Origin of the sequence: Phascolarctobacterium sp. (assembly GCF_045124115.1) — a bacterium.
Taxonomy (GTDB): Bacteria; Bacillota; Negativicutes; order Acidaminococcales; family Acidaminococcaceae; genus Phascolarctobacterium_A.
In genome coordinates this window covers 40,681-62,985 of sequence record NZ_JBGVLF010000044.1, presented here as the reverse complement: position 1 = coordinate 62,985, position 22,305 = coordinate 40,681, and the positions used below count along the sequence as shown (strand labels likewise).

Annotated in this window: 23 protein-coding genes, 1 tRNA gene and 1 riboswitch; of the genes, 6 read left to right on the top strand and 18 right to left on the bottom strand. The window is 48.0% G+C overall.

The features are described 5' to 3' along the window. Window positions 1–2 precede the first annotated feature (2 nt). The 8 genes from xseA to ACJMM4_RS06430 form a co-directional block, all read right to left on the bottom strand. Entirely contained in the window at window positions 3–1,349 is a 1,347-nt protein-coding gene (gene xseA / locus ACJMM4_RS06465) for an exodeoxyribonuclease VII large subunit (protein WP_405383664.1), read from the bottom strand. After that, window positions 1,342–2,295: an O-sialoglycoprotein endopeptidase gene (locus ACJMM4_RS06460; protein WP_405383662.1), complete on the bottom strand. Its 954-nt coding sequence runs from the start codon at window positions 2,293–2,295 to the stop codon at window positions 1,342–1,344. The genes xseA and ACJMM4_RS06460 overlap by 8 nt, the downstream gene beginning before the upstream one ends. Next, window positions 2,295–2,708: a transcription antitermination factor NusB gene (gene nusB / locus ACJMM4_RS06455; protein WP_405379282.1), complete on the bottom strand. Its 414-nt coding sequence runs from the start codon at window positions 2,706–2,708 to the stop codon at window positions 2,295–2,297. The genes ACJMM4_RS06460 and nusB overlap by 1 nt, the downstream gene beginning before the upstream one ends. Before the next feature lie 20 nt (window positions 2,709–2,728). Then, the gene (locus ACJMM4_RS06450; RefSeq protein ID WP_405379281.1) at window positions 2,729–2,959 is read right to left on the bottom strand and encodes a DUF2273 domain-containing protein; all 231 of its coding nucleotides are present in this window, start codon (window positions 2,957–2,959) and stop codon (window positions 2,729–2,731) included. A gap of 8 nt (window positions 2,960–2,967) precedes the next feature. Beyond that, window positions 2,968–3,489, bottom strand: coding sequence for an alkaline shock response membrane anchor protein AmaP (gene amaP / locus ACJMM4_RS06445; protein ID WP_405379280.1), 522 nt, complete (start codon window positions 3,487–3,489; stop codon window positions 2,968–2,970). Window positions 3,490–3,493: 4 nt separating this feature from the next. Beyond that, the gene (locus tag ACJMM4_RS06440) at window positions 3,494–4,099 is read right to left on the bottom strand and encodes an Asp23/Gls24 family envelope stress response protein (RefSeq protein WP_405379279.1); all 606 of its coding nucleotides are present in this window, start codon (window positions 4,097–4,099) and stop codon (window positions 3,494–3,496) included. A gap of 133 nt (window positions 4,100–4,232) precedes the next feature. Further along, window positions 4,233–5,219, bottom strand: coding sequence for a type IV pilus twitching motility protein PilT (locus ACJMM4_RS06435; RefSeq protein WP_405379278.1), 987 nt, complete (start codon window positions 5,217–5,219; stop codon window positions 4,233–4,235). Next, window positions 5,212–6,384: a GspE/PulE family protein gene (locus ACJMM4_RS06430; protein ID WP_405379277.1), complete on the bottom strand. Its 1,173-nt coding sequence runs from the start codon at window positions 6,382–6,384 to the stop codon at window positions 5,212–5,214. Before ACJMM4_RS06430 ends, ACJMM4_RS06435 begins: the two co-directional genes overlap by 8 nt. Window positions 6,385–6,565: 181 nt before the next feature. Here ACJMM4_RS06430 and ACJMM4_RS06425 point away from each other — a divergent pair, with 181 nt between their 5' ends. The 3 genes from ACJMM4_RS06425 to ACJMM4_RS06415 are packed head-to-tail and all read left to right on the top strand — an operon-like array spanning window position 6,566 to window position 8,300. Next, on the top strand, window positions 6,566–7,645 hold the full coding sequence (locus ACJMM4_RS06425) for a type II secretion system protein GspD (protein WP_405383660.1): 1,080 nt from the start codon (window positions 6,566–6,568) through the stop codon (window positions 7,643–7,645). Window positions 7,646–7,691: 46 nt separating this feature from the next. Then, window positions 7,692–7,877, top strand: a complete 186-nt coding sequence (locus tag ACJMM4_RS06420) for a type II toxin-antitoxin system HicA family toxin (RefSeq protein WP_405380684.1) — start codon at window positions 7,692–7,694, stop codon at window positions 7,875–7,877. 27 nt (window positions 7,878–7,904) lie between these two features. After that, window positions 7,905–8,300: a type II toxin-antitoxin system HicB family antitoxin gene (locus ACJMM4_RS06415; protein WP_405380682.1), complete on the top strand. Its 396-nt coding sequence runs from the start codon at window positions 7,905–7,907 to the stop codon at window positions 8,298–8,300. 158 nt (window positions 8,301–8,458) lie between these two features. Here ACJMM4_RS06415 and tkt read toward each other — a convergent pair whose 3' ends face one another. From tkt to ACJMM4_RS06375, 8 genes are all read right to left on the bottom strand, one after another. Next, window positions 8,459–10,441: a transketolase gene (tkt, locus tag ACJMM4_RS06410; protein WP_405380679.1), complete on the bottom strand. Its 1,983-nt coding sequence runs from the start codon at window positions 10,439–10,441 to the stop codon at window positions 8,459–8,461. Window positions 10,442–10,645: 204 nt separating this feature from the next. Then, a complete protein-coding gene (locus ACJMM4_RS06405) occupies window positions 10,646–10,933 on the bottom strand; it encodes a zinc-ribbon domain containing protein (protein WP_405380676.1) in 288 nt (95 codons plus the stop codon). A 192-nt stretch (window positions 10,934–11,125) separates the two neighbouring features. Continuing rightward, the gene (locus ACJMM4_RS06400) at window positions 11,126–11,758 is read right to left on the bottom strand and encodes a histidine phosphatase family protein (RefSeq protein ID WP_405380674.1); all 633 of its coding nucleotides are present in this window, start codon (window positions 11,756–11,758) and stop codon (window positions 11,126–11,128) included. Next, complete coding sequence (locus ACJMM4_RS06395; RefSeq protein WP_405380672.1) at window positions 11,759–12,556, bottom strand: nicotinate-nucleotide--dimethylbenzimidazole phosphoribosyltransferase; 798 nt, start codon at window positions 12,554–12,556, stop codon at window positions 11,759–11,761. 14 nt (window positions 12,557–12,570) lie between these two features. Continuing rightward, the gene (cobS, locus tag ACJMM4_RS06390; RefSeq protein WP_405380670.1) at window positions 12,571–13,305 is read right to left on the bottom strand and encodes an adenosylcobinamide-GDP ribazoletransferase; all 735 of its coding nucleotides are present in this window, start codon (window positions 13,303–13,305) and stop codon (window positions 12,571–12,573) included. Window positions 13,306–13,309: 4 nt separating this feature from the next. Continuing rightward, on the bottom strand, window positions 13,310–14,320 hold the full coding sequence (cobT, locus tag ACJMM4_RS06385; RefSeq protein ID WP_405380668.1) for a nicotinate-nucleotide--dimethylbenzimidazole phosphoribosyltransferase: 1,011 nt from the start codon (window positions 14,318–14,320) through the stop codon (window positions 13,310–13,312). A 1-nt stretch (window position 14,321) separates the two neighbouring features. Next, window positions 14,322–14,900 carry a bifunctional adenosylcobinamide kinase/adenosylcobinamide-phosphate guanylyltransferase gene (gene cobU / locus ACJMM4_RS06380; protein WP_405380666.1) on the bottom strand — a complete coding sequence of 193 codons (579 nt, stop codon included), beginning with the start codon at window positions 14,898–14,900 and terminating at the stop codon, window positions 14,322–14,324. 390 nt (window positions 14,901–15,290) lie between these two features. Further along, window positions 15,291–15,474: riboswitch (cobalamin riboswitch) on the bottom strand. Window positions 15,475–15,491: 17 nt separating this feature from the next. Next, window positions 15,492–17,162, bottom strand: coding sequence for a DUF4080 domain-containing protein (locus tag ACJMM4_RS06375; protein WP_405383658.1), 1,671 nt, complete (start codon window positions 17,160–17,162; stop codon window positions 15,492–15,494). Between the two features lie 150 nt (window positions 17,163–17,312). Here ACJMM4_RS06375 and pepF point away from each other — a divergent pair, with 150 nt between their 5' ends. From pepF to ACJMM4_RS06360, 3 genes are all read left to right on the top strand, one after another. Then, the gene (gene pepF, locus ACJMM4_RS06370) at window positions 17,313–19,139 is read left to right on the top strand and encodes an oligoendopeptidase F (RefSeq protein ID WP_405383656.1); all 1,827 of its coding nucleotides are present in this window, start codon (window positions 17,313–17,315) and stop codon (window positions 19,137–19,139) included. Between the two features lie 85 nt (window positions 19,140–19,224). Beyond that, window positions 19,225–19,311: transfer RNA gene (locus tag ACJMM4_RS06365), tRNA-Leu, on the top strand. A 77-nt stretch (window positions 19,312–19,388) separates the two neighbouring features. Next, window positions 19,389–20,669 carry a serine dehydratase subunit alpha family protein gene (locus ACJMM4_RS06360; protein ID WP_405381823.1) on the top strand — a complete coding sequence of 427 codons (1,281 nt, stop codon included), beginning with the start codon at window positions 19,389–19,391 and terminating at the stop codon, window positions 20,667–20,669. A 177-nt stretch (window positions 20,670–20,846) separates the two neighbouring features. Here the strand turns inward: ACJMM4_RS06360 and phoU are convergent, their stop codons facing one another. Both phoU and pstB read right to left on the bottom strand, forming a co-directional pair. Then, on the bottom strand, window positions 20,847–21,494 hold the full coding sequence (phoU, locus tag ACJMM4_RS06355; RefSeq protein ID WP_405381825.1) for a phosphate signaling complex protein PhoU: 648 nt from the start codon (window positions 21,492–21,494) through the stop codon (window positions 20,847–20,849). Window positions 21,495–21,535: 41 nt separating this feature from the next. After that, on the bottom strand, window positions 21,536–22,303 hold the full coding sequence (gene pstB / locus ACJMM4_RS06350; protein ID WP_405381827.1) for a phosphate ABC transporter ATP-binding protein PstB: 768 nt from the start codon (window positions 22,301–22,303) through the stop codon (window positions 21,536–21,538). Between the last annotated feature and the right edge of the window lie 2 nt (window positions 22,304–22,305).

Below are 22,305 nucleotides of genomic sequence, written 5' to 3'. Positions count from 1 at the left end.
TTTCAGTCTTCCTCCACACCTTGTACTATGGAAACAATGCGTCCGTCACGTACTGTAGTCACCAGTTCCGTGCCCCAGGACACATCCTTGGTAGAATTTATAACCTTAAAATCGCTTGTTTGGGTAACGCTATATCCTCTGCTCAAAACATCTAGAGGACTGAGACCGTGCAAGCGGGCTGCCTGCAAAGCTAATTCATGCTCCCCTTTTTGGATATATTCTTGAGTTCGCTCCACTAGTGAAGCATAGGCACTATCTACACGCAACGCTTTTTCCACCAATAAACGCTGGGGGTCTTGGAAAACACTTGCGCTAGTCAAACGCTCTAAAATCAGTTCATTCTGCTGCAAACGTGCCTGCATTAGCTGCTGCAGCCGTTCTTTGTTGTGTTGCACTTTCATGCTGTATGCCTTTTCCACCAACAACCGCTGCGGATCCTTGAACACGGAGGCTTCCGTAAAGCGCTTCATTACCTGTTCCCGCCGTTGTAAGCCTGTTTGCATAAGCTGCCGCAGGCGAGCTAAATTATGCTGCACCTGCATTCTATAAGCTCCTTGATCCGCCACCACCAGCTCCGCCCCTTGGGAAGGAGTTGCAGCACGTTTATCTGCAGCAAAATCACATAAAGTAAAATCCGTCTCGTGGCCTACGGCGCTGACGATAGGTATCTCGGAAGCAGCAACTGCCCTTACAGTAGCTTCCTCATTAAAGGCCCATAAATCTTCTATGGACCCGCCACCGCGACCAACGATCAAAACATCTGCCAACTTTTCCCTATTGAAAAAGCGGATTGCCGCCGCAATTTCTTTAGACGCACCTGCACCCTGTACCTGTACAGGATAAAGATACAGCTTGATTCCTGGATTACGTCGACGGGAAACAGTAATAATATCACGGACAGCCGCCCCTGCAGAAGAAGTGATAATGCCCACTCTGCGAGGATTCACAGGCAAAGGCTTTTTGCGTTCTTCCGCAAAAAGTCCTTCTTGAGCAAGCTTCTCCTTCAGCATTTCGTAAGCCTGCATCAAATCGCCCACGCCCTGCTGCAGCAATAAATCCGTGTACAGTTGGTAGACGCCGTCACGTTCATATACAGCAATGCGACCTACTGCTACCACTGTATCGCCATTGTTAGGCTGAAAACGCAAGCCATCAGCCCTACGTCTGAACATAACGCATTTCAGAGTAGCGCCTGCATCCTTCAAGGTAAAGTAGCAGTGTCCGGAGGGATAGCGTTTAAAATTGCTGATTTCGCCTATTACCTGCACATTGCGCAGCTCAGGCTCACCATCCAACAAATCTTTGATAAAACTATTTACTTCTGTGACGGAATAAATATTTTCAGTCATGTAGATTACTTCTCCACGCCAAGGCTGCACAGCCTGTAGCATTATCACAGCTGAAACGCCCTTCAGGCACCCACAAACGTACACGTCTTTGAGCAAGCTTCGCTTCTACATGGCTGCGGATATATTGGTTACAGCCTACGCCGCCTACTAAAAGTACATCACGGACACCATATTCCGCTGCGCCATTACGCAGCATTCTTGCGAAGGTTTCTGCTAAGCAGTGCTCCACGCCCAAAGCCATAGCTGCGCCATCAGCGCCTGCAACTAATTGGCGTACCGCAGCCGTGCAAGGCCCGGATAAGCTTACCTGCAGCTTGCGGACGGACACAGGCAGTTCCGCCTTGGTTGCAACTGTTTGAGCTAATTTTTCTAAAGCAGGCCCTGTGGGGAATTGTAAGCCCAAGGCTACGCCAATACGGTCCACAAATTGGCCTGCGTGTAAATCCATACTGCCACCCACTTGGGTGATGTTATAGCGTCCATCCTCACGGCGTTCTGCTAAAAGCAAATCTGTAGTACCGCCACTGGCGTGCAGCGCCAAGAAACGCTCCGCACCGGGACCGCCTGCGGACCACATGCCTGCCTCCAGGTGGTTCTCCTGATGACTGATAATCTCCAGCTTTGCTCCGGTAGCAGCAGCCAAACTGCGCCCTACGGATAAACCTGCCAAAAATGCAGGCATATAGGAGCCCTCTATAGGACGGGGATAACCGCTGACGCCAATGGCAGCAATATGGTAGTCATGACCTTGCAACACGCTTTCCACCAATTCCGGCAGATTACGTGTATGTTGGAACACCATTTCCGACTGCTGCAGACCGCAGCGCCCCGGTTTTACGCTTAAAATCCTTCTGGCTTCGCCCAGCAGCTTGCCTTCCGCATCCAAAACTGCTACGGAAGTAGTATAACAGCTGGTGTCAATGCCAAGATATACGGATGTTTTCATTATTTTGCCAATTTACCCAGAACGCCGTTTACAAAGCGGGGAGATTCTTCAGTGCCATAAGCTTTAGCAATCTCTACAGCTTCGTTAATAGCAACGCCGGGAGCTACTGGTTCGGCAGCAATAAGCATTTCGTAAGCAGCTACACGCAGGATGTTTCTATCGGTAGCAGGCATACGCTCGATGGTCCAATCAATAGCGAACTCGCTTAAACGCGCATCGATTTCGTCCTTGTGATCCACTACGCCCTGTACCAGCATCAAAGCATAATCCCAAGCTTTAGGAGCATTGGGTTCATCATGCTCGGTAATAGCTGCTTCCACAGCAGGCTCCACCTCACATTGATTGAAATCTATTTGAAACAGGCTTTGCAAAGCCACTTCTCTCGCAATTCTACGAATCATTTTTTCACTCATTTCGTCACTCTCCCTATAAATCATCTATGATAACCGGGCGGCAGCAGCCTGTCCAGCCATTCCAAAAGATCTTCTTTATGGTCCAACTTCGTACCAATAAAGAAGCCGACGCCGATACACAGCATCAAAAACAAGGCTTGGAAAAATCCCAGCCATAATACAACAGCACCGATAAACAGGCCGAAAAGCGAGCACAGCAGGCGTCCGCGGTAGTTCTTCCAGATGTCGTTGATAATATCATTAAACATCATCCTACCCCCTATTCTTCCTTCGCTTTAATCTGTTTAAAGAACAGTTCTATATCCTTAACTTCAATGCCAGTTACTTTTTTAATGCTTTCACGGACATTGTTGCGGATTTCTTCAGAGCTTTCCGGAATATTAATACCGGGCTCAATAGAAGCGTTAATGCGTACTTCGATACCGTCATCGTCTAATTTGACAATAACCTTAACATTGTGGACACCATAAATTTCCTGTGCTAACACAGCAATATAGTTTTCCAAAGCAGTTTTGCCTACCAAAACCTTGCCTTTTTCGTTTTCGCTCAACTTCAAGGAGCTCATACCGGTAAGGCCAAGACCGGTAATCAACAGGCGCAGGCTGACTAAAAGCATAATTACGCCACAGACAGCGTACAACCAACTACCGGGAATATGGTCTACCATGAAAATCATGGTTTCGCGGGAAAAAACGCCTAAACTGCACAGTACGACCAGCACGGAAACAACAGCCATTAAAAAAGTATAAAGAGTCAAAATTATTCTATCAGCAATGCCCATCTATCTAATCCTCCTCAAAAAACTTCTTCTGCCGCGAGTCCATATCTTCCTCCGGAGGCAAATCAAAGCGGTGGTCATCACGCAGGTTGGCCAGCTGCTTTTCAAAAGAGTTGGCTTCCGTCTGCTCCGCCCGTTGGGCTTGCGCACGGATAATATCCGCCATAGATTCATCTGTAGTGGTTTCTTTCTCTAAGTCTGTAGCTTGGCGCTTAGCCACGCCCTCCACATTGACGTCAACAAACTGTACATCGTAGCCTGTCATCGCCTCAATGGCTTCTTTGACTTTCTCTTGAACCTCCAAAGCTATTTCAGGAATGCAGTAACCATATTCAATATTAATATATACGCTGGCATTAACCATTTTACCATCGAATTTCAAGCGTACACCCTTAGACGCGTTCTCTTTGCCCAAAAAGCGGTTGATACCGTCGGTAATGCCACCGCTCATGCTGAGTACACCGGGAACCTCTTGGGCAGCCAAACTAGCCACAATACAGATTACCTCGTCGGCTATCCGAATATCACCAATATCTTCCAGATTTTCCTCGTTGGTTTCCGCATCGGTGCGCAGCGTTTCAGACTTCAACTTTTTATCCGTCTCACGCTCCATGGAAAGCACCTCCAGTACATTTATAAAAATATAGACAGTTATCCATATTACTTTTCCTATTATACCACAAATTATGCAATGTGTATGCATAATTTGTATAAAAACAAAGTACTGTTGTTGAAAGCAAATTTAATCAATCTATCAACCCACATTTACGCAATTGGGCGATACTGCTCTCCATGGTTACCATACCTATACGGGAGCCCGTCTGGATAAAGGAAGGTAATTGGTAGCTATTACCTTCCCTAATCAGCGCACGGACTGCATCCGTAGCCTGCAAAAGTTCGAACGCTGCTACGCGACCCTTGCCGTCACGCCTAGGCAGCAGCCTTTGGCAGACCACCCCTTGCAAGCACTCCGCCAGCTGGCTCCGTACCTGTTGCTGCCTGTCAGGCAGCGCGTCAATAATGCGATTGATACTGCTTACAACGTCCCCTGTGTGCAACGTTGCTAGAACCAGATGCCCAGTCTCCGCCGCGGTTAAAGCAATGGACATAGCTTCGCCGTCCCGCATTTCCCCCACCATGATCACATCGGGGTCTTGGCGCAAAGCGCTACGCAACCCACTAGCAAAATCCTCTGTGTCCCGTCCCACCTGTCGCTGATGAATCATAGCTAGCTTATTAGTAAAGTGATACTCTATAGGATCTTCCAAAGAAATAACATGTACAGCCCTAGTTTCATTAATCCGCTGCACCAATGCCGCCAAAGTAGTGCTTTTACCACTGCCTGTAGGCCCTGCTACGATGACCAAGCCTTTGTCCAAAGCTGCCATCTGGCACAACCCTGTAGGCAGCCCCAGTTCTTCACAGCTTGGTATCTGTTCCGCCAGCAAACGAATCGCAACGGCACACTTCCCCTGCTGACGATAGACATTCATCCTGTACCTGCGCCCTTGGCAACAGGACCACGCCCAGTCCACTTCCCCAAGCTGCTTTAATTCCACAAGCTGTTCCTGCGGCAAAAGTGTAAGTACTTCTTCCAGCACCTTCGCAGCAAGTCTTTCCTCGCTCAAGGACTGTAGACACCCTTGCACACGTACTAAAGGCACTTCCCCCGCACATAGATGTAAATCAGAAGCTTGCACTCTCCGCGCCTGCTCCAGTAAAACCTCAAGCATGGTCTTCCTCCTTTACTATCCCGTTCCGCAATAACTCTGCTACCGTAGTTACGCCTGTTAAAACCTTGGCGGCACCGTCGTCATATAAACTGCGTCTTCCCAGCTTGGCAGCCTGTTGCAAAATTGCTGCTTTAGCCGCACCACCGCTAATTAAACTAGCCATATTTTCGTCCATGGGTAAAAGTTCCTGTACTGCCAAACGTCCACGATAACCTGTGCCACGGCAATGTTGGCAGCTTGTTCCATGGTAAAGCTTGCGCTCATCCTTTAAGCCTAGGTACTCACGTTCCAACGCTGTTGCCATATATTCAGTAGCACACAAGGGACAAACACGGCGCACTAAACGCTGGGAAAGCACACCCCGCAGGGATGCTGCCAACAAATAAGGTGCCACACCCATGTCTAGCAAACGGGCAATAGCACCTACGGCACTGTTAGTGTGCAGCGTGCTCAAAACCAAATGTCCCGTCAACGCGGCCTGCACTGCCATGGCCGCCGTTTCTTCGTCACGAATCTCTCCAACCATGATAATGTCCGGGTCCTGACGGACTAAAGCACGCAGACCTCTGGCAAAAGTCAAACCCACCTTACGGTTCACTTCAACCTGATTGATACCTGCTAGCCGATATTCCACAGGCTCCTCCAGCGTCACTAAATTCAAACCTGTGCCCTGCAGTTCCTGCAATGTTGCGTACAGCGTAGTGGTTTTGCCGCTACCTGTTGGTCCTGTCAAAAGTACCAATCCATTAGGTGAAGTGTACATGGCTTTATATAAGCGCAAGTTCGCTGCACTTAACCCCAAAGCCTCCACATGCAGCAGGTTGTTCTGCTTATCCAATAAGCGAACCACAACTTTTTCGCCATTAATCGTTGGCAAAGTTGATAAACGTAAATCGACACTTCTTTCTGCTACCGCCAATTGCCAACGTCCATCCTGGGGCACACGCTTTTCGGCAATATCCATGCCGCTTTGCACCTTAAGCTGTGTTACTAAAGGACTGTAATAACTCCACGGCAAACGACAAAGTTCCTGTAAAAGTCCATCCAATCTAATGCGTACACGCACTTCCTGCTCCAACGGCTCTACATGCACATCGCTAGCGCCCAATTTTGCTGCCTCCGTCAAAATATGCACTGCCAAACGTCCTGTATTACTAAATTCCATTTGCAAAGCCTCCTTATATTTTTCCTTTACCACAATTGTAGCAGAAAAAATCATTTGCGCAAGCAATTTATCTAATTTTTCTGATTTTTATAATAATTCCTCTTGTAAGTGCAGTTACTTTGCTGTACAATATGCTTGGAAGCTTTCAAAATATTCTGTTTACAAAAAGGAGTTGGATCTTATGTATAAATATCTGCGCACACTGCTTGTATGCGCCTACTGCATTTGCCTCACCGTATCCGCTGATGCTGCTACTACCGGCAGGAATCCTTTTCTGCCTGCAACCGTTCCTACACCCATTAGTTCAGCGCACGGTTATACCGCCCCATTGCCTACACCTACCTCTCTATACGTGCATTCCCTTAGCTACGCCAAAGCTAAAGAAGTACTAGAAGCAGTCAAGCCCTTGTTCAGCGGGAAATTAGGTGTGGACACTATTACTAACAGCCTCCTGTTAGAAAGCACTGCGAACGAACAGCAAAAGCTGACGGAACTGCTGCGTAAGTTGGACGTTGCCTCCAAACAGGTCACTTTAGAAGCTAAGGTTATCGCCATAAGCCGTGAAAACAATAAAAGCTTAGGCATCAATTGGGATTGGGACACCATCCCCCGCCGTGGCGACAGCTCTTATGACAGCGATAATGATAGTAGCAATAGCGAAAATCATTACGATGGCAATTTTAAATTTTGGCGCGGTTACGCCTTCCGTTTCAACGCTACACTGCACGCCCTCATTAGCAAAGGTAAAGCCAAAGTTTTGGCAACCCCTAGCATCATCACCATCCCCGGCCGCGAAGCCAGCATCTTCATCGGCGACCATATCCCTGTGCAGACAGAAAAGCATGACAGCAGCGGCAGCTACACTTCCACGGAATACCTAGACGCAGGCATCAACCTCCGCTACACGCCCCTAGTAAGTAATGATGGGCGCATGGTGACAGCACAAGTACATACGGAAGTCAGCACGCCAGTGCTTATCAGCGAACTGAAAAATTATCGTATCACCAGCCGCACAGCGGACACTAATGTGCGTATGTTTAGCGGCGAAACACTGGTTATCGGCGGACTCATCAACGAAGAAGAACAGGACACGTTACAAAAAGTGCCCTTTTTAGGCGACATTCCCCTTTTAGGGCAGCTTTTCCGCAACCGCACCAAAACGCGTAGCAAAGTAGAAGTGCTGTTACTGCTCACACCCCACATTACGGAAGCAGGCGCATCCCCTGCCATTTACGAAAGCAGAAAAGTGGAAAAAAATTGACATACGTATTCACACGTGCTATGATTAAAGCGTCAGGAGATGGACTATGAAAGTCAGCGAACTGATAAAACTATTGAAAATGCATAGCTGTTACTTCGTTGAGCATGGTAAAGAACACGATAAATGGCACAGCGTTGTAACCAGCAAAGACATTAGAATTCCACGACATCCCAGCAAGGAAATCCCTGTTGGTACTGTCAATAGAATTCTCAAAGATGCAGGATTAAAATAAACATATCTTGCAGAAAGGAGTTTGACTATGGCAAAATATACCTACCCTGCCATATTTACCCCGGAAGATAAAGGAGCTTTTTCCGTTTATTTTCCTGATTTAGAAGGCTGCTACACCTGTGGCGATACTTTAGCAGATGCTCTGTTCATGGCTGAAGATGTGCTTGCCTTCACAATTTATGATTACGAGCGAAGCGGCAGACCCATTCCTGTGCCTTCAACTGCTAAAAACCTTTCAACGGAAGCAGGAGAATTTATTAACTTAATTGCTTGCGACACAATGAAGTATCGTAAACTTCACAGCAATAAAGCTGTGAAAAAGACCTTGACCATTCCCGAATGGCTCAACGAATCAGCAACCCTTGCTAATCTTAACTTCTCCCAGGTACTGCAAGAAGCGTTGATTGCGAAGCTGCAAATTTAACAAAAAAAGATATTGAAAGAACCCCCTCGCGAAAAAAGTCCGGTGAGATCTAGATGCTCTAGAATCTCATCGGACTTTAAATTCTTGCAAAACATTATTGCCTACTACATAAAAAGGAGTTGGGCATCAACCCAACTCCTAGATTAGTAAAAATTAAATTACAGAGCAGCTTTTACTTTAGCTACCAGATTTTCTACAGTGAAACCATATTTTTCCAGCATTACGCCGCCCGGTGCAGAAGCGCCGAAGGTGGTGATACCCAGAACATTCTTTTCACTGCCGGTGTAACGGCTCCAGCCGTAAGGAACGCCTGCTTCCACAGCAAACTTGGTAACACCTGCAGGAAGAACGCTAGCCTTGTATTCTTCGCTTTGTTTGTCGAAAAGATCCCAGCTGGGCATGGAAACTACAGAAGCAGCAATGCCTTCTTCTGCCAGTTTAGCTTGTGCTTTCAGAGCCAGTTCAACTTCGCTACCAGTGCCAATCAGCACAACCTTAGCTTCGCCTTGAGCAGGGCTCAGTACATAAGCGCCTTTAGCAGCGTTTTCATGGATGGTTGCAGCATATTCATGCATAACAGGCAGTTTTTGACGGCTCAGCAGCAAGCAGGTAGGCTGAGTTTTGTTCAGGCAGGCTTGTTGCCATGCCATAGCGGTTTCCAATGCGTCTGCAGGACGGATTACGCTTACGTTGGGAATCAAACGCAGACCCATAGTGGTTTCAATCGGTTGATGGGTAGGACCATCTTCACCCAGAGCAATGGAGTCGTGGGTCAGTACGAAGATAGCTTGGATACCCATGAGCGCTGCCATACGGATGGTAGGACGCAGGAAGTCTGCGAATACGAGGAAGGTACCGCCGAAGGGAATGAAACCGCCGTGGAGGGAAATACCATTGAGGATGGTGCCCATAGCGTGTTCACGTACACCGAAGTGAATGTTACGGCCTTTGCGATCCAGTTTGGAGAACCAGCCACCGGCTTTCATAATAGTTTTGTTGGAGGGGCCCAAGTCAGCGCTGCCGCCAACCAGAGCAGGCAGTTGAGCTGCCAAAACTTGGATTACATCGCCAGAAGCTTCACGAGTTGCATTCTTAGCGGTGTCTTTGAAAATATCTTCCAAAGCTTGCAAGTTAACCATGGTGTTGCCAGCCATACGGTCTTGCAGTTCTTTAGCCAGTGCAGGATATACCATTGCGTAGTCTTCCATCAAAGCATTCCAAGATGCTTCTTTAGCTGCGCAGTCAACCAGCTTGCTGTCGAAGTGTTCTTTTACCTCTGCAGGTACATAGAACATCTCTTGCGGCCAACCTGCTTTTTCCTTGGTAGCAGTCAGTGCTTCTGCACCCAGAGGTTCGCCGTGGCAGGAAGCGCTGTCCTGTTTGGGGCTGCCAAAACCGATGTGGGTACGCACAATAATCAGGGAAGGATGCATAGTATCAGCCTTAGCTTCAGCAATAGCTGCTGCCATAGCTTCTACATCTTCACTGTCAGCTACACGCAGAACTTGCCAGCCATAAGCTTTGAAACGTGCTTCTACATCTTCAGTGAAAGCGATGTTGGTGTCGCCTTCAATGGTAATCTTATTATCATCATAGAGGTAGATCAATTTGCCCAAGCCCAAGGTGCCTGCCAAAGAAGCTGCTTCGGAAGAAACGCCTTCCATCAGGTCGCCATCGGAAGTCAGGCCGAAGGTGTAATGGTCAACAACCGGGAAATCAGGTTTGTTGTATTGTGCACCCAGCATTGCTTCTGCAATGGCAAAGCCTACGCCCATAGCGAAACCATGACCTAAGGGACCGGTGGAAACATCTACGCCGGGAGTCAGACCGTATTCCGGATGACCGGGGGTTTTGCTGCCCCATTGACGGAAGTTTTTCAGTTCGTCAATGGACAGGTCGTAGCCTGCCAGATGGAGCATAGCATACAGCAAAGCGCTGCCATGACCGGGAGACAGGATGAAGCGGTCGCGGTTGAACCAGTTAGGATTAGCGGGATTGTAGCTCATGTAACGATCCCAAATGGTGTACATCAAAGGAGCGGTGCCCAGAGGGAAACCGGGATGGCCGGATTTAGCCTTTTCTACTTGGTCCGCTGCCAAAAAACGCAGAGTATTAACGCAAGCTTGGTCGATCTTTTGCATCAGGAAAACCTCCATTTAATCATTTATACTTGGTACTATTATATAATTTTTTTCGCATATTGTACAGCACTTTTCGAATAAAACTGTAAATATAGTACACTAAACAGCAATATTTCCTGTCAATTCGACATAAAAATAAGAGCTGCCTCACTTTACAGCAAAGCAGCTCCTGTTTTTAATCTGTTACCCTTCAGGCTTCAGCTCTTAGTGTTTGCGAGCGTTGAAGCAGTCGCGGCAGTATACCGGACGGTCGTTAGAGGGTTTGAAAGGAACCATGGTTTGTTTACCGCATTCAGCGCAGGTAGCTTCGAACATTTCGCGTTGGGGACGTTCGGTAGCAATACCCATGCGTTGTTTACGAGCTTGACGGCAAGCGGGGCAACGACGGGGTTCGTTGGTGAAGCCTTTTTCAGCGTAGAAATCTTGCTCGGAAGCGGTGAATACGAATTCGTTGCCGCATTCGCAGCAGGTTAAAGTTTTGTCTTCATGCATTGTTAGATCACTCCTAATCATAGATAGAGAATACCCCAAAGAACGTGTTATTACAAAGGCTTCCCCATGTCACCTATGATAGAAGAAGTTAGTAAGTTAACGGACCACTGAGATACACTAGTATCAGTATATATGAGGCATCTATAAAAGTCAACTAAACTTTGCGAAAATTTAAGTAAAGTATAATGTATACTAAATAACTCTGGCTTCTACACTCTTGCACAGAAAATCCGCCACATTCATGGAGTCTACACACAAGGTGCCTTTATAGTCGCTTAAAGTAGAAACGGACACATTGTAGACGCTCATTTTCCACAGATTGGACAAAGGCACTCCCAGCGCTAGGCACAGCTGCAGGCGGATAATGCCGCCATGGGAAACGATGGCAATATTTTTATCGTGCCCCTCTGCAGCGAAGATTTCTTCGAAAGCCAAACGGCAGCGCTCCATAGCTGCGGCAAAGGTTTCGCCGTGGGGAGGCTCCCATTTATGGGGTTGAGTTAAAAACAGCTCCATTTCCTTGGGCCAACGCTTTGTGATTTCCCCGTACTCCAAACCTTCCCAATCGCCAAAGCTGATTTCCTTCAGCAGTTCCAGCGGACGATAGGCTAAATTGCGGCTCATGGCAAGCTCCGCTGCCGTCATCCGTGCCCGCAGCATGGAACTGGAATAAATTACGTCAATCTTTTTATCCGCCATGTACTGCACCATTTGCTTAGCTTGGGCAATACCTGTCGGATTTAAAGGCAGATCAAGCTGCCCTTGAAATTTATGCGCTTGGTTGCTATCAGTTTCACCATGTCTGATTAAATAAATCTTACCCACTTATTTTTGCTCCTTTTTCACCTGTTCTGCTAGGGAAAATTCTTTAACCTCCACGTGTACGCCTGCTTCTTCAAAAGTTTCCATTTCTTTGTAAGCTTTAATGCCTGCGTTAAGCAAAGTAAAGGCTACTGCAGCCCCCTCCCCTGCGCCATCGGGAATATCCAGACGCAAAGGCGCCACTAAGCCCAAAGCTTGGATTGCTTCCTCTGCTCCTGCTTCCGTGCTGACATGGCCGGCGAAACAGTAATCCAATACGGCAGGTGCCAGTTCCGCTGCCTTTTGGGCAGCCTTGCAGGTAGCAACGCCGTCTAGCATAATGCCCACGCCCATAGCCGTAGCCTGCAGCATACCGCCTGTCATAGCAGCGCGTACCAGCTCGTCCTCAGGAGCAGCCATGCAGCCAAAGCCTACAAAGCCCAAGCCATGTTCATGGACAAGTTCCTGCACCAAAGTAGCGCCTTCTTCCAAAGCCTCTGCTTCATCCAAAGCTGTAACCAAAAGACCTACAGTTTTAGCGCCCGTTTCTGCAGCCAGCACATTTACAGGCAGCTGTGCCTGCATCAGCTTTTCCAGCTTGCCTGCATGCTCCATGTCGCACCAAACCAAAATATCACGTTTCGGATAATCTACATCAAGTTTATCATAGGAGCCAATAATTGCGCAATAGCGACAGGTCATGGTTTCCAATTGCGCCAAACTGCCTACGGGCTTAATAAAATTATCAAAACGAAGTTGTGCCAACTTGGCGCAGTCCTTATTGGCAGGCTTAATCTTTTGAATGATTTCTTCTATATGCATCTTTCTTCTCCTTCTTACACAATATAAACAGCTAATAATAAATATGCCACCACACCACATTCTGTCAAAAAGCCGTAGGTATCACCGGTCAAACCGCCCAACTGCCCACACAAAAAGCGGGCAATGCCTTGGCAGATGCAGAATGCGCCCACGCCTGTGTACAAGTAAGGCAAGCCGCAAGCATACACGATGGCTAAGCATAAGGCAAAAGCAATATAAGTATAAATGGGCTTAGCGTAAGCCTTGAACATGTGCCCGATACCGGTTTTGCGGGCATAGGGATAGTTGACGATATAGGGCACCATAAAAGTACGGGTGCACACATACACTGCAACCAATACATATGTCAACTTTGCTGCGTCAATTGTCGTATAGGCAGCCACCTTTAAGAGCACCAAGCACACTAAAGCAATAACCGCATTGGAGCCTACGTGGCTGTCCTTCATAATCTCCAGCATCCGGTCCCTGTCCCGGGCGCTGAAAACACCGTCAGAAGTGTCCATAAAGCCATCGTACATCAAGGCGCCGATAATCACCAGTTCCGCCAACACTAGCATCACCGCCCGCATCAAATCCGGCGTATGCAGGTAGCAGAGTCCGTAGTTCACCACCCCCATAAACAGCCCCATTACCAAGCCTACCAAGGGGAAGCAGGGCACACTGCGGCTAAAATCGTCATCATGCCAATCAGTACGGTTGGAAAAGCGTAACCGCGTTAAAAACTCCAAGCAGGTAACAAAGTCACGCATCTTCTCACCTGCTTAAATTGTTGTATACATCAAGAGCAGCCTGCAATACGACAATTGCAAGGCTGGCACCCGTGCCTTCGCCCAAACGCATACCTGCGTCCACAATAGGTGTCAAGCGCATCAGTTCCAGCATAGCTTTAGCAGATAAATCACTACTCAAATGGGAGCAAAGCATATAATCACGGCACTCCGGATAGAGACCGTAAGCCAACAATGCTGCAGCCGTAGCATTAACACCGTCCACCATGGTAGGTACGCGGCGGCGGGCACCGCCGATAATCACGCCTGCCAAACCGGCGTGGTCGTAGCCACCCACTTTACAGAGAATGTCCATAGCATCGCCTAAAGCAGGTTTATTCTTCGCCAAACCGTCAGCTACTACCTGACGTTTGATTTTCATGCGTTCGTCGTTAATACCGCTGCCACGGCCTACAGTCTGCAGAGGATCCAGCCCCAGGAAAGCGCTGGCAATAGCTGCGGTAGAAGTAGTGTTGCCAATACCCATTTCCCCTGTATATAGCAGGTTATAGCCTTGATCGATACACTTATCCGCCATATCAATGCCCACTTGAAGAGCAGCTTCAGCCTGCTGTCTAGTCATAGCGGCACCTTGAGTAAAGTCTTCCGTACCCCATGCCACTTTTTTATGGTATACCTTGGGCAAATCGCTTAAATCAAAAGCCGTGCCCACATCGCACACAAACACATCTGCTTTCGCATGACGCGCCATAACCGTTGCTCCCGCAGTCCCGCGCATATAGCCGTTGATCATTTGTCGAGTTACTTCCTGGGGATAGGCGCTAACGCCATATTTAGCAATACCATGGTCGCCACACATTAAAATCAAAGCAGACTTTAATTTTTCCGGCAAATCCTTACCGGTCATAGCAGCGTACTGCACCACCATTTCTTCCAATTTGCCTAAATTTTGACCTGCCTTTTCCATTTTGGCAAAGCCTGCACGTACTTCTGCAGCCTTAGCAGTATCTAATGCAGGAATCTCTATCTTTTCCATCTTACACCTCATCCTCAAATTTAAACGCTAATTTTTTTACATCCACAGCCTGACCAGCTACGCACCAAAAGACTTGGTCGCAAGCTTCAGCAACACGCTGATTCACCCAACCTGCCAAATCCCGGTATTCCCTTGCCATAAGGTTGGCAGGGACAATGCTGCTGCCCACTTCATTGGTAACAAAGACAACAATTTTACCGCAGGCACGGGCTGCTTCCAAAACTTTGTCGATTCTTTCGTAAACTGCGTTGCAGCGCTCCAAAAACTCTCCTTGAGGAGCGTTTTTGCCATACAATTGGTTGGACATATAGATAGTCAGGCAGTCAAAAAGCACCGCACCTGTATCTTCCGCTAATTGGGCAAAAACCTTCTCCGCTTCATAGGGCGCTTCATGGTTAATCCAGCGTCCGTTATTGCGGCGTTCGCGGTGCATCCGCACCCGCTCCGCCATTTCATCATCAAAAATTTCTGCGGTAGCAATGTATTCGCACTTGGGAGAATAATGCAACACATAGCGTTCGGCAAAAGCACTCTTGCCGCTTCGGGCACCACCCGTCACCATAATCAATCTTCCGCTCACTTTATAAACCTCCCGTTCTTACGTATCAAGTACTGAAAACGCTCATTACTATCAGCTAGCATTACTCCTAAGTAATAACCCCCTGTCACTACGTGACATCCCCCTAACAGGGGGAACGAGGCACTGTAGCATTTTTCCGTTGGTATACTTAGAATATCTAGTAGACAAACGGAAATAAACCTAAAGTGCCTCGGCTCCCCTATCTAGGGGAGCTGTCAGCAAGCCGCTTTAGCGGCGCAGATGACTGAGGAGTGGTTATATGCAAGCTGACAAATGGGTTTCACAAACGAAAAAAGAGTCCCCAAAAATGGGAGACTCCTATACTTACACCTATGCAAATTAATATTATACACGCAAAAAGCGCGCACGAAACCAGCCCATCTCCCGTAAGCCCACGGCTTCGTAACAGGCAGGTCTCCTGGCTTAGCTTCATCACCCACAGCGCCTTCCCAACTTGCGTCAGTGACATAAATGCCTGGGCTCCACTTACAGTAGCGGGACTGCTCCGGATTCGCACCGGTATTCCCTTTTCAGCAATGACCGCAGCCATCGCACCTGTAAAAAAATTCCAATTATGTTTATTCTACGCTTTTACAAAATCTCCTGCTCAGGGAGCAAAATTTTCTTTACCTCTGCCCCCGTCAAATCCAGCATAACGAGGAAATTGCCTTCGCGTCCATCCTCCCAATGGTTCAAGAACAATTCAATGGGATAGTTTTTGTGGATTTGGCGCCAACTGCTAAAGCTGTAGTCAGGGATAAACCGACGTACCAATTCTTCATTACGCCAGAAGGCGGACACCGCATCAAAAATAGCGTCACTTTGCCACTGCAGCCATTGGGGACGCCAGCCAGGCACAGCTGTGAACACATCGTAACGCAAAATTTCTACCAGCATTGCTGCTTCCTGACCTTGGAAACGCTCCGTAATGAATTGATGCAGTATTTCTGCCACACCTTTAGTATTGTGGCTTTGGGGATAATGGCCAGCTGCCACCCACCATGCGGTTAAATCCTTATAGAAAGCAAAAGGTCCCTGCCATGATACTTCCATCAGCGCCTCAAGAATATGGTTAAAGCTACCGCTGTTGCTTGTTTGATCAAGCACATTCTCCATCCGTTTCAACAGCTGCATATCCTCGTAAGGCATATACTTAGTAGCCAAAATTTCGTAGGGAGGCTCATCCATATACAGCAAGCCATGCTCCGCTGTTTCCTTGTTCATCTGGGTTCCGGGTAGCACTTTTAAGAAACCCAACTGCAGCATGTGGGCATGGAGATTATACACATCGTCAAAGGACTTGCCGAAAGTAGGCAGATCTTCATAAGGCAGACCTGCAATCAAATCCACATGAATATGCATGTTGCCAAAGGCCAGCAGCCTGTGAACATTGGCTGCCAAACGTGCCCAATCATCCTTACGGTTAATGGCTGCCAAGGTGGCAGGATTGGTGCTTTGAATACCAATCTCCAATTGGAAACGCCCTTTAGGTACTGTCTCCAGAAAATCAAGAACTCGTTCCGTCAGAATGTCCGCCTTGATTTCAAAATGGAAGGTTGCATCGGTATCAGCCTTTGCCAAATACTCCATCATGGGCAGAAAATATTTTTCGTCAAGATTATAAGTGCGGTCTACAAATTTCACTAAAGGTGCACCTGCCGCAATAAAACGGTCCACATCCTGCAGCACCATTGCTAAAGGACGCTTGCGCACGGAGCGGGAAATACCGGATAAGCAGTAGGCGCAGTTAAAGGGACAGCCACGAGTGCACTCATAATACACGATTTTATGCTCCGCCAACACCTGCTCCAAATCAGGATACGGAAAAGGCAGTACGCTCATATCTTCGATGACCGTAACGCCACCATTCAGTTCCGCGCCCTGCTCACTGCGGTAGGCAATATGGGCAGGAATCGCGGTTCCCTGCGCCAGCGCATTCAGCAATTGGCTAAAGACTAGTTCCCCTTCGCCTTGGACGATGTAGTCTATGGCGCTGCTTTCTGCAAAAATACGCTCCGCAGCAAAAGCCACCTCCGGACCGCCTACTACGATCACTGCCTCCGGACGCAGCTTGCGCAGCATGGATAGCAGACGGAAAACGAAGGGCTTATTCCAAATGTGCACGGAAAAACCATACACATCTGCCTTAGCAGCCATCAACCTCTCCAGCACTGCCAAAATCGGCGTATTAATGGTTTCCTCCAGCAATGCGACTTGGTGACCTGCGCCTTTAGCGTACTCTGCCACATAGCGAACGCCCAAGCCTGTGTATATATTTACTGTTAATCGCAGTCAACAAAACCTGCATAGTATACCTCTTCTCACCATATATTCATCAGCAGCACCCATTGCCGCATATTTTATGATATAATAATAAAATATGATGACTTATTTTGCAAGGAGCTGAAAACAATGGAAACAAAAAATATAAATATTCCCGCCCATGGCAGCAACGTGCTGCGCGCTGATATTCCTGCGGAATATAAATGGCACGTTCAAGATATTTATGCCGACGAAGCAGCATGGCAGGCAGCCTGCGCTGAATTCAAAGCGCTGCTGCCTCAATTGGAAGCATTAAAAGGCAGTATCACCTCTGCCCAAGGTCTCTACAACGCCTTGCACCTGCAGGACAAAATGAGCCAAATGCTGGACAAGCTTTACGCGTACCCCCGCTTGCAGCAGGACGCAGATAATACGGACCAACATCTGCAAGCCATTGCCGGTGAAGCAGAAGCCTTGGCTGCAGCCTTCAGCAGCGCTAACTCCTTCATTGAACCGGAAATGCTGGGCTTGGGCAAGGAAAAAGTAGCAGCTATGTTAGCAGAACTGCCTGAGCTGGCAGAATACAAGTTCTATGTAGAAAATCTGCTGCGCATTACGGACCACATTCTTTCCGCAGATAAAGAAGCAATCTTCGCCCAAAGCCGTTTGGCAACCGGTACCGCTGCCAGCGCCTTCCGCAGCCTAGTCAGCGCCGACATGGAGTTCCCGCCCATTACTGACGGTGAAGGCAAACCTGCCATCGTCAGCGAAGGCAACTATATGCTCAACATGACTTCTCCCGACAGAGAGCTGCGCAAAAACTCCTTCCGCGGACTTATGGGCACCTACCACAAGTACCGCAATACTCTTGCTACTACTTTGACAGGTAGCGCCCGCACCGCCTACTTCTATGCCAGCGTTCACAACTATAAAGATACTTTGGAGTCCTGCTTGGCTGAAGACAATATCCCCACCAGTTTGTATGATGGTCTGATCCAAACTGTCCATGATAATTTTGCCCCCCTCCATGAATACATCCAACTGAAGAAAGACGTGCTGGGTTACGATGAATTTCATCCCTACGACCTCTATATGCCTTTGTCCAAAGCAGCGGACAGCTTCGCCTGCACCTTCCCCGAAGCCTGCGCCAAAGTCGAAGAAGCATTGGCACCCTTGGGCGAAGACTACATTGCCACCCTGCACAAAGGCTTGACTGAAGGTTGGATTGACATCTACGAAAACAAGGGCAAGCGCTCTGGTGCTTATTCCTGGGGCGTCTACGGTGTTCATCCCTTCGTGCTGCTCAACTACCAACAGCGCTACAGCAGCATTTCTACCTTGGCGCACGAAATGGGCCACGCTCTCCACAGCTACTACAGCAGCATGAACCAAACCTACGTCAACAGCGAATACACCATTTTCTGCGCAGAGGTAGCCTCCACCACCAACGAAAACCTGCTTTTGGAATACACTTTGCAACGTGCTAACGACGAGCAAAAGATTTACCTGCTCAACCAATTCTTAGAAGCAGTACGCACCACCGTATACCGTCAAGTGCAGTTTGCTGAATTTGAAAAATTCATCCACGGCGAAATTACCGCAGGTCGCTCCCTGCAAGCAGAAAAACTGGAAAACTATTGGCTGGAAAGCAACCGCCAATACTATGGTCCTGCCCTCACTGTTGATCAAGAGCTTGCCAGCGAATGGAGCCGCATCCCCCACTTCTACACTCCCTTCTACGTTTACAAATACGCAACAGGCTACAGCGCTGCTACTGCATTCTCCAGCGCTATCCTCAGCGGTGCTCCAGATGCCGTAGAAAAATACTTAGGCTTCCTCAAAGCAGGTGGCAGCGATTACTCCCTGAATATCTTGAAAAACGCAGGTGTAGATTTGAACACGCCCCAGCCTGTAACCGTTACTCTGCAGAAATTTGCAACTAAGCTTCAAGAGCTGAAAAAACTGCTCAAAAAATAATTTAAAATTTTTCAAAAAACCTGTTGACAAATTCACGGGTAGTTAGTATAATAATATTCGTTCCGAGCGTTCGGAACACTGAGTCGCCGAAGTGGCGGAATTGGCAGACGCACTTGACTCAAAATCAAGCGGGCTAACACTCGTGCCGGTTCGAGTCCGGCCTTCGGCACCAAGCAAATACAGCGGTTTCTCGTAAGAGAGACCGCTTTTTTGTATTCCTTAGAAAAAATTATCGCAAAGGAGCATATCATGCTGAGCCCTGCTGAAATTATAACTTTTTTAAAACAAGATGTTACTCCTGCCCTTGGTTGCACGGAGCCTGTTTGTATTGCCTTGGCTGTCGCCCACGCTGCAGCACACGTTAACGGCGCCATCACTAAAGTTACTGTAGAAGTCTGCCCTAACCTATACAAAAACGGTATGTCCGCAGGCATCCCCAACTACCAATGCGTAGGCTTGGAAAAAGCAGCCCTTTTGGGTGCAGTCCTGCGTAACCCGCAAAAAAATTTACAGCTGTTAGAAGATATTACGCCCCAAGTAAGGGAACAGGTAGAAACCTTGTTACAAGCAAAAGCTGTGGATGTTACAATCAACAATGCAGAACAAGGCTTGTACGTTAAAGCTGTAGTTACTACTGTCAAGTCCACTGCCACCTGCATCATCCGCAATGCCCACACCAATGTAGTATACTTGGAGGCAGACGGTAATGTACTCATAAAAAAAGACGCTACCACACTTGGTAGCGACAACACTTTTGTAGAAAAACTTTTAGCCATGACTTTTGCCCAAATCCGCACTGCTGTAGAAGCAGTACCTGTAGCAGAGCTTTCCTTCCTGCAGGCAGGCGTAGCCATGAACGAAGCCTTAGCCGCCTACGCTGAAAAAGATCTTGGTTGCGGTTTAGCCAAAGCTACAGCAAAAAATATGCAGACGGAAATTTTAGGCAGTACCTTGATGGCAAAAATCCAGCACAGCGTTATGGCTGCAGCAGAAAACCGTTTGGACGGCTGCCCCTACCCCACCATGAGCAGTAGCGGTGCAGGCACCAAAGGTTTGGTAGTGAGCCTGCCCATCAGCGAAGCAGCTAAATTTTTGCACAGCAGCGACGCACAGCTGTGGCGCGCCCTTGCCTTCGCCCATCTGCTTAATCGCTATATTAATGCCAAAGTGGGCAAGTTAGCGCCCATCTGTTCCTGTGCCGCTGCCTCCTCTACCGCTGCCACCGCAGGTTTAACCTATTTACTGGGCGGTAACGACCAGCAAATCGCCTACGCTGTACGCAATATTACAGGCACCATTACAGGAATGATTTGCGATGGTGGCAAGGTCGGCTGTGCCCTCAAGGTTGCCACCAGCTCCACCGCGGCCCTGCTTTGCGCTTTGACCGCCATGGAGAACGCCAGCCTGCGCCCCAGCGACGGCATCTGCGCTGCCACTGCGGAAGAATGCATCGACAACGTAGCACGCATCGCCAATCCCGGCATGCTGGCAACGGATAAAGAAATCTTGGCGATTATGCTGGAGAAATAACTAAACGAAACCCCTCTCAGTCTGCTCACTACGTTCGCAGCCAGCTCTCCCCAGGGAGAGCCAAGTTGGTAAAACACAACGCTAACATTCTTGGCTCGCCCCTTGGGAGAGCTGGCAGCAAGCTACGTAGTAGCGCAGCTGACTGAGAGGGGAATATACTCTGCGGAATGATTTTCTCTAGCTTGACAGCTGATTCTTTACTACAAAGAGCACCCATTGGGCAATATTAGTAGAATGGTCTGCAATGCGCTCTACATACTTGGAAATCATCAGATAATCCACGTATTGGGGTACCAGTTGCGGATATTGTTGCATCAGCGCAGTCAAATCCTGACGCATCTGGGTGAAGTAGTCATCCACCTCGTCATCGCAGGCGATTACCTGGGTAGCAAGCTCTGCATCATTTTCGCTGATAGCTGTAATGCTGTCATACACCATCTTCCGCATAACCTGCAGCATTTTCATAAAATTAGGCGGCAGAGGCACTGCCTCCTTTTCTGCCAAGCGCAAGGTATATTGGCTGATATCGCTGCAATGGTCTGCAATGCGCTCCATATCGCCAACAAGTTTCAAGCAGCTGGCAATTTCCCGCCAATCACTGGCTACAGGAGTCTGGGTCAGCACCAATTCCAAGCATTGGCGTTCAATATCAACTTCACTGTTATCAAAATCATCATCGCCACCCATAATTGCTTGGGCGATTTTAGGATCCTTATCCTCTAAATTCTTAATCACCTTATCCAAGGTTTCTTCTAAATTTACGCCCATGACACGGACGCTGTTTAGGAGCAGGGCAAGTTCCTCATCAAATTTATTTCTCGGCATAGTAAATCTCCTTTAAGCCAACACCTATACAAATAACATAATCAACCAAAACGACCGGTGATATAATCCTCGGTCTTTTTTTGTGCAGGATTGCTGAACAGTTTGCGTGTTCTATCGTACTCTACCAAATCACCCAAAAGGAAGAACGCTGTCCTATCACTGATGCGCGCTGCCTGCTGCATATTATGGGTAACAATAACAATGGTATAATCGTGCTTTAATTCCAAAGCCAAGTCTTCTATCTTCATGGTAGAAATAGGATCCAAGGCACTGGTAGGCTCATCCATTAAGAGCACTTCCGGTTGCACTGCCAAAGCACGGGCAATGCACAAACGCTGCTGCTGGCCACCGCTGAAGCCCAAAGCGCTTTTATCAAGACGATCCTTTACTTCGTCCCAAATAGCTGCCTGACGCAGACTGCGCTCTACAATATCGTCCAATTCGCTTTTATTGTGAATACCATGAGTGCGGGGACCAAAGGCAATATTATCATAAACGCTCATAGGGAAAGGATTGGGCTTTTGGAAAACCATCCCCACCCTTTTGCGCAAAGTATTCACATCATCATTAGCAAAGATATTATCACCGTCCAAGAGCACGCGCCCTTCAATACGGCAGCCCTCTACTAAATCGTTCATCCTGTTCAAGCTTTTTAGCAAAGTGGATTTGCCGCAACCGGAAGGACCGATGAAAGCGGTGATTTCGTTTTCTTTGATTTCCATATTAATCCCGTGCAGAGCATGGAAATCACCATAGTACAAATGCAGATTATCTATTAACAGCTTAGTATTAGCATCGTTTTGATCCATCT